General features: G+C 76.4%; 6 protein-coding genes. 4 read left to right on the forward strand and 2 right to left on the reverse strand.

The annotated features are described in order from the left end of the window. The first annotated feature begins 442 nt into the window (after positions 1 to 442). Positions 443 to 1,213 (forward strand): GAF and ANTAR domain-containing protein, encoded by a 771-nt coding sequence (locus ACZ56B_RS30075; RefSeq protein ID WP_468797345.1) that lies wholly within the window; start codon positions 443 to 445, stop codon positions 1,211 to 1,213. A gap of 46 nt (positions 1,214 to 1,259) precedes the next feature. Then, positions 1,260 to 1,535, forward strand: coding sequence for a hypothetical protein (locus ACZ56B_RS30080; protein ID WP_468797347.1), 276 nt, complete (start codon positions 1,260 to 1,262; stop codon positions 1,533 to 1,535). A 30-nt stretch (positions 1,536 to 1,565) separates the two neighbouring features. On the opposite strand, the gene ACZ56B_RS30085 is transcribed toward ACZ56B_RS30080, so the two are convergent. Then, complete coding sequence (locus tag ACZ56B_RS30085; protein WP_468797349.1) at positions 1,566 to 2,375, reverse strand: hypothetical protein; 810 nt, start codon at positions 2,373 to 2,375, stop codon at positions 1,566 to 1,568. Between the two features lie 270 nt (positions 2,376 to 2,645). On the opposite strand from ACZ56B_RS30085, the gene ACZ56B_RS30090 reads away from it, so the two are divergent. After that, on the forward strand, positions 2,646 to 3,638 hold the full coding sequence (locus ACZ56B_RS30090) for a nucleoside hydrolase (protein ID WP_468797351.1): 993 nt from the start codon (positions 2,646 to 2,648) through the stop codon (positions 3,636 to 3,638). A 97-nt stretch (positions 3,639 to 3,735) separates the two neighbouring features. Here the strand turns inward: ACZ56B_RS30090 and ACZ56B_RS30095 are convergent, their stop codons facing one another. Beyond that, positions 3,736 to 4,242 (reverse strand): copper chaperone PCu(A)C, encoded by a 507-nt coding sequence (locus tag ACZ56B_RS30095; RefSeq protein ID WP_468797353.1) that lies wholly within the window; start codon positions 4,240 to 4,242, stop codon positions 3,736 to 3,738. A gap of 180 nt (positions 4,243 to 4,422) precedes the next feature. Between ACZ56B_RS30095 and ACZ56B_RS30100 the strand changes: the two genes are divergently transcribed. Continuing rightward, complete coding sequence (locus tag ACZ56B_RS30100; protein ID WP_468797355.1) at positions 4,423 to 6,126, forward strand: glycoside hydrolase family 13 protein; 1,704 nt, start codon at positions 4,423 to 4,425, stop codon at positions 6,124 to 6,126. Positions 6,127 to 6,227: the final 101 nt, after the last annotated feature.

The raw sequence follows: 6,227 nt of genomic DNA on the forward strand, positions 1-6,227 counted from the left end.
GTGGTCGGCCTGGAGAAGACACCGCCAGGCCGTCGCCCGCCGCTGCCACTACCGAAAACACAGCTCAGAACACGATCCGCTGCTGGAGTACTAGGGGTTGCCGCTCGCGCACGGCAAGAGGCACCGGGGGAGCCGGACGCCGCCGGGCGGGACGCCCCGGGAACCGCCGGACGCCGGGTGCGCGAGCTGCGGGCGGAGCGCGGACCGCCCCGCCCCGCGGCGTCTCCCGGACCGGACCGGAGCCGCCTCGGGAAGCCGCCCCGGGTGAACCGGCGACCGGGGTGCGGGCGCACGGCTCCCGTCCGCGGGCCGGACGCCGGGCGGCCGTCCCCGGTCAGGACCCGGCGAAGGGCCGAGGGGACGGCGCGGACCGTGTTTCGGCGCGGGCGGAAAGGGTAGCCGGGGCTCCGTCCGGCCGGTGACGTGCGAGGGAGGCGATGCCGTGCGCCCCGGGGACGACCCTGGCGGCGACCCGGACCAGGGCCGCTCGTGGGGTTCTGGTGACCACGGCCACGAGCGGGCGGCCGAGGCGATCGCCGCCCGGGTGCGTGGCGCCGAGCCCGGGGAGGTGCCGGGCCGGCTGTGCGCGATGGCCGTCGAGCTGCTGCCGGTGGACGGCGCGAGCGTGTCGCTGCGCAGCGACGGCATGCCCGTGCAGCTCGGCGCGAGCAGTACGCACGCCTCCTACCTCGCGCAGCTCCAGGCCACCCTGGGGGACGGCCCCTGCCGGTGGGCGCTCCAGACGCGTGCGCCCGTCCTCGTCCGCGACCTCACGGCCGCGTCCTCGGCCCACCGCTGGCCCGTCTTCGCCCAGCAGGCCCTCGTCGCCGGCGTACGGGCGGTGTACGCGATCCCGCTGGGCAGCGACTCCGTGTGCGTCGGCACGCTCGACCTCTACCGCGCGACCCCGGGCGGGCTCACCGACGACCAGTTGCACGTGGCGCGGCTCGTGGCCGGTGTCATGACGGTGGCGCTGATGGCGCTGCCGCACGGCGAGGAGTACGGGCTGCAGGGCGGCGAGCCCTGGCTGAGCGGGCTGGCCGCCGACCAGGACACGATCTACCAGGCCGTCGGCATGATCATGGCCCAGCTGGGAGTCGGCGCCGACGAGGCCCTGGCCCGCCTGCGCGGCGACGCCTTCGCCCGCGGCCGCACCGCCCTCGACGTGGCCCGGGACGTGGTGGCGCACCGCAGGCGGTTCGACGCCCCTTGAGCAGGGGACCGGCCGACTCGCGTTCCGGCACGTAGGGTTCCCGGTCATGGACGTGATGATGCTGTTCCTCGTCTGCCTGGTGGTCCTGAGCGGTGTCTCGATCAGGAGCCGTATCGCCGAGGCGGACCGCCGGACGGCCCGTGTCGAGCGCAAACTCGACCTGGTGCTGGAGCACTTGGGACTGGAGGAGGAGGTGCCGCGGAGGGACGAGATCGTCGCGCTCGTGCGGGAGGGGAGGACGGTCCAGGCGGTCAAGGCGTACCGGGAGGCCACGGGCGCCGGCCTGGCCGAGGCCAAGCGGGCCGTGGACCGTCTGGCCTGAACCGCCGTCGGTGGCGGGCCGCCCGTGCCGTCAGACCCGGGTCCCGGCCTGCCGGCCGATCTCCGACAGCCGCTCCGCCCCGAGCTGCGCCACCCCCCGCGTGACCTCGGACCGCACCGCGCCGGGGCCCGCGTGGGTGAGGGTGACGGCGTGCTCGCCGACCCGGACCGCCGCGACGTCCACGGTGAGACGCGCCGGCTCGCCGTCGGCGTCCTCACCGGCCAGCGTGACCCGCAGGGCGGCCCGCGCGTCGCCGGCCTCCGGCAGCGGCACCTCCTCCACCCGGACGTCCTGCGCACCGGCCCGCGTGGTCGTCGCCGTGAACCGTCCGCACGTCTTCGGCAGCGTGCCGAGCCGCTCCAGGACGCGGTCCACGTCGGCGGACCGGTGCGCGGCGACCTGGTGGCGCAGCTGGGCGCCGTCGGAGGTCTCGTCCAGCGCCACCACGGCGTGCGGTCCGGCCGGCGCGCCGAACAGCTCCTCCGTGTAGAGGACTTCGAGCAGCCACCGGCAGTCGGCGTTCTCCGCGTCCGCCTTGAGCACGGTGTCCCGCCAGGTCGCCGCGCCCCGGGTCGGCACCCACGGCTCCCCCAGGTCCTTCTGGGCGACCAGCGCCGCCCGGACCTGCTCCTCGTCCAGCGCGAGCGGCGCCGGCACGGGCGCGGGCCGCTCGACGGCCGGAGCGGTGGCGGGGGAGGACGCCCGGGCGGGGGCGGACGGGGCGGGGGCCGACCGGGCCGTCCCCCGCTCCTCGGCGGAGCAGGCCGCCGCGGTCAGCAGGGCGGTCACCGACAGCGCGGAGAGGAGGAGGGCACGGACGGTGGCCGGGGCACGGGTCATCGGGGCGCCTCCTGGTGGAGCCGGGCTGCTCACGAGCGGATCTGTGTCCCTACGGCACCACCGGTCCTGCCGCCCCACCAGTGCGGCGGGCCGTCCGGGTGAGACGGCCCCCGCCGGGCCGGCCGCCGGCCCGGATCTCCCGCTCCCGCCCGCCGGGAGCCGCGGCGGGGGGCCACCGGGCGGGCGGCCCACGCGGCGCCGGCCGCCGGGACGCCGCGTAGGGTCACGGGCAGGCCGCGCGGCACAGGCGCGGCGGAAGGAGTCCCCGCCGTGCCGAACGGTCAGCCCATTCCGGTGGTCATCGACTGCGACACCGGTGTCGACGACGCCCTGGCCCTGCTGTTCGCGGTGCGCCACCCCGGGATCGACCTGCGCGCGGTGACCTGCGTGGCCGGGAACACGGACGTGGACGGCGTCGTCCGCAACACCCTGACGGTGCTGGAGCAGGCGGGCGCGGGCGACGTTCCGGTGGCCCGGGGTGCCGAACGCCCGCTGATCGAGGCGCCGCGCTCCGCGCGCCACGTCCACGGCCGCGACGGCATGGGCGACCTCGGCCTGCCCGCCCCGCGCCGCACCCCGGCCGGGGTGGACGCGGTGACCCTGCTGCGGCACGAGATCCTCGCCTCCCCGCACCCGGTGACCCTGGTGCCCACCGCGCCCCTGACGAACATCGCCCTGCTGCTGCGGACCCATCCCGAGGTCACCCGCAACATCGAGCGGATCGTCTTCATGGGCGGCGCGGCGGGCGCCGGCAACGCCACACCGGTCGCCGAGTTCAACGTCTGGCACGATCCGGAGGCCGCCGCGATCCTGCTCACCGCCGGGGTGCCGGTCACGATGTACGGGCTGGACGTGTTCACCCGGGTCGTCGTCCCGGGCGCGGACGTCCGCCGGCTGCGCGCGAGCGCCGAGCCGGGCGCCCGGCTGGCCGGCGAGCTGCTGGCCCACCGTCCGGCCACTCCGGGCAGCCGCCCCGACGACCCGGAGGAGGACGCCGGCGGCCTCGGCGACGCGGGCGCGCTGTGCGCGGTCGTCGACCCGGAGGGGCTGACCACCCACCGCCTCCCCGTCGAGGTCTGCCTGGCCCCCGGCCCGGCCCGCGGCCAGACGGTCGTCGACCGCCGTCCCCGCGCCGGCGAGTCCGAGATCCACGGGGGCACGCGCGAGCAGCCGCTGGTGGACGTCGGACTGGACGTGGACGTGGAGCGGTACGTGAAGCTCTACCTGGCGACGGTCGGGGGAGCGGGGGACGCCGCCGGGTGACGGCCGCCGGGCCGGAGGGCGGCCCGCGCCGGGGACGGGGCGGGCCACTGCTCCGGGAGGGGCCCCGGTCACAGCACGAGGGGCCCCGGCCACAGCACTAGTCGTAGGGGGGCGGCTGGGCCTGGATGACGAAGGTGGTCGGTCCGGCGTCCCGGAACCGCAGGGTGATCTCGGTGGCGTCGCCCCCCATGATCACCTCGCGCACGTCCCGCAGCATCAGGCGGTCCCTGCCGGGCTCCAGTTCGACCAGGTCGTTCCGGGGCAGTTCCACTCCGTCGGGCAGGGGCTCGCCGGTGGAGTCGACGATGTCGACGGACTCGGCGATCGGCGAGCTCGCGCCCACCAGCCGGTCGTCCTCGCGGCCCTTGTTGTAGATCCACACGTGCGCGGGCACGTCGTCGCCCGGCTGCCACGGCCCGTCCGTCGGCTCGGCCAGGTGCGCGTACCGGATCATGAGGTCGCCGACGCGGGTGTTCTGTCCCGGCGCGTCCCAGTCCGGGAGGGAGAAGTCGTCGCCCGAGCCGCAGCCGCCTCCCACCAGGGCGAGGGCGAGGGCGGTGGCGGCCAGGCCGTGCCGGGCGCGTGGCGCGCGGGGGAGGGTCATGGTCGTTCCTCTCGTCGGCCCGCCGTCCTCTGCGCTGGGTAACCCGGAGCAATTCCGGCAAACGGTCACAAAATAAACGCGCCACGCCCGGAGGAGTCGTGCCGCACCGCCTCCGTGTTCCCTTTTACGGTGTTGTGGACCTGTTCCTGTCGGCACCCGCACACATCCAGAGGAGACCGCGTGACCGACCGTCCCACCGCGCCCGACCCCCGGCCGTCGCACCCCGCCCCCCGGAGCACGCCCGACCTCTCCCCCAGGAACCCCGACTGGTGGCGGCAGGCCGTCGTCTACCAGATCTACCCCCGCAGCTTCGCCGACGCCGACGGCGACGGGCTCGGCGACCTGCGCGGCATCACCCGGCGCCTCACCCACCTCGCCGCCCTGGGCGTGGACGCCCTGTGGATGAGCCCCTTCTACCCCTCCGAACTGGCCGACGGCGGCTACGACGTCGCCGACCCGCGCGACGTCGACCCGCGCCTGGGCACCCTCGACGACTTCGACGAGCTCGTCGCCGAGGCCCACCGGCTCGGCCTGAAGGTGATCGTCGACATCGTCCCCAACCACACCTCCCACCAGCACGTCTGGTTCCAGGAGGCGCTGCGCGCCGGACCCGGCTCCCCGGCCCGCGACCGCTACGTCTTCCGCGACGGCCGCGGCCCGCAGGGCGAACTGCCGCCCACCGACTGGCAGTCCGTCTTCGGCGGCAGCGCCTGGCAGCGGGTGCCCGACGGACAGTGGTACCTGCACCTGTTCGCCGCCGAGCAGCCCGACCTCAACTGGGGCCACCCGGAGGTCCGCGAGGACGCCCGCACCACCCTGCGGTTCTGGGCCGACCGGGGCGTGGACGGCTTCCGCGTGGACGTCGCGCACGCCCTCACCAAGGACCTGAGCGAGCCGCTGCGCGACCTCGGCGCCCACGGACTGAGCGGCGAGGCCGCCCTCGCCGACTTCCCGCCCGGCACCCACCCCCTCTACGACCGCGACGAGGTGCACGAGGTCTACCGCGACTGGCGCAAGATCCTCGACTCCTACTCCCCGCCCCGCATGGCCGTCGCCGAGGCCTGGGTCCCCGGCCCCCGCCGCGTCCTGTACGCCCGTCCGGACGAGCTGGGGCAGGCCTTCAACTTCGAGTACCTGGAGACGCCGTGGGACGCCGGCGCGCTCCGCCGGGTCATCACCGACTCGCTGGAGACCGCCCGCGCCGCCGGCGCCTCGGCCACCTGGGTCCTGTCCAACCACGACGTGGTCCGCCACGCCTCCCGCCTGATGCTGCCGCCGGGCACGGACGAGAACGCCTGGCTGCTGTCCGGCGGCAAGGCCCCCGCCGTCGACCCGGACGCGGGACTGCGCCGGGCCCGCGCCGCCACCCTGCTGATGCTGGCGCTGCCCGGCTCGGCCTACCTCTACCAGGGCGAGGAACTCGGTCTGCCCGAGGTCGCCGACCTGCCCACCGAGGTCCTCCAGGACCCGATCTGGGAACAGACGGGGCGCGTCCGCAAGGGCCGCGACGGTTGCCGGGTGCCGCTGCCGTGGACGACCACCGGGCCGTCGTACGGCTTCGGCGCGAACGGCGCCTGGCTGCCGCAGCCGCCCGACTTCGCCGCGTACGCCGTCGAGGCCCAGGACGGGGCCGAGGGATCGACCCTGGAGCTGTACCGCACGGCGCTGCGCCTGCGCCGCAAACTGGCCGAGGACGAGACGCTGACCTGGTCGGAGGAGACCCCGGAGGGTGTCGTCCAGTTCGACCGGGGCAGCGGCTGGCGCTGTGTGACCAACCTGTCCCCCGACCCGGTCGGCCTCCCCGCGGGCGAGGTCCTGCTGACCAGCGCGCCCCTGGAGGACGGCCGGCTGGGCCCCGACACGACGGCGTGGCTGGGCCGCTGAGCCGCCCGAGCCGGACACCGCGCGGGCCCAGGGGGGGGGGGGGGGGGGGGGGGGGGGGGGGGGGGGGGGGGGGGGGGAGGAGGGGGGGGGGGGGGGAGGGT

The sequence above is a fragment of the Streptomyces sp. NPDC034670 genome (assembly GCF_055574875.1).

What these genes read in the sequence shown, in the direction of transcription:
- ACZ56B_RS30080 (WP_468797347.1), top strand. Translation starts at nt 1,260, where the DNA reads ATGGACGTGATGATGCTGTTCCTCGTCTGCCTGGTGGTCCTGAGCGGT.
- ACZ56B_RS30085 (WP_468797349.1), bottom strand. Translation starts at nt 2,375, where the DNA reads ATGACCCGTGCCCCGGCCACCGTCCGTGCCCTCCTCCTCTCCGCGCTG.
- ACZ56B_RS30095 (WP_468797353.1), bottom strand. Translation starts at nt 4,242, where the DNA reads ATGACCCTCCCCCGCGCGCCACGCGCCCGGCACGGCCTGGCCGCCACC.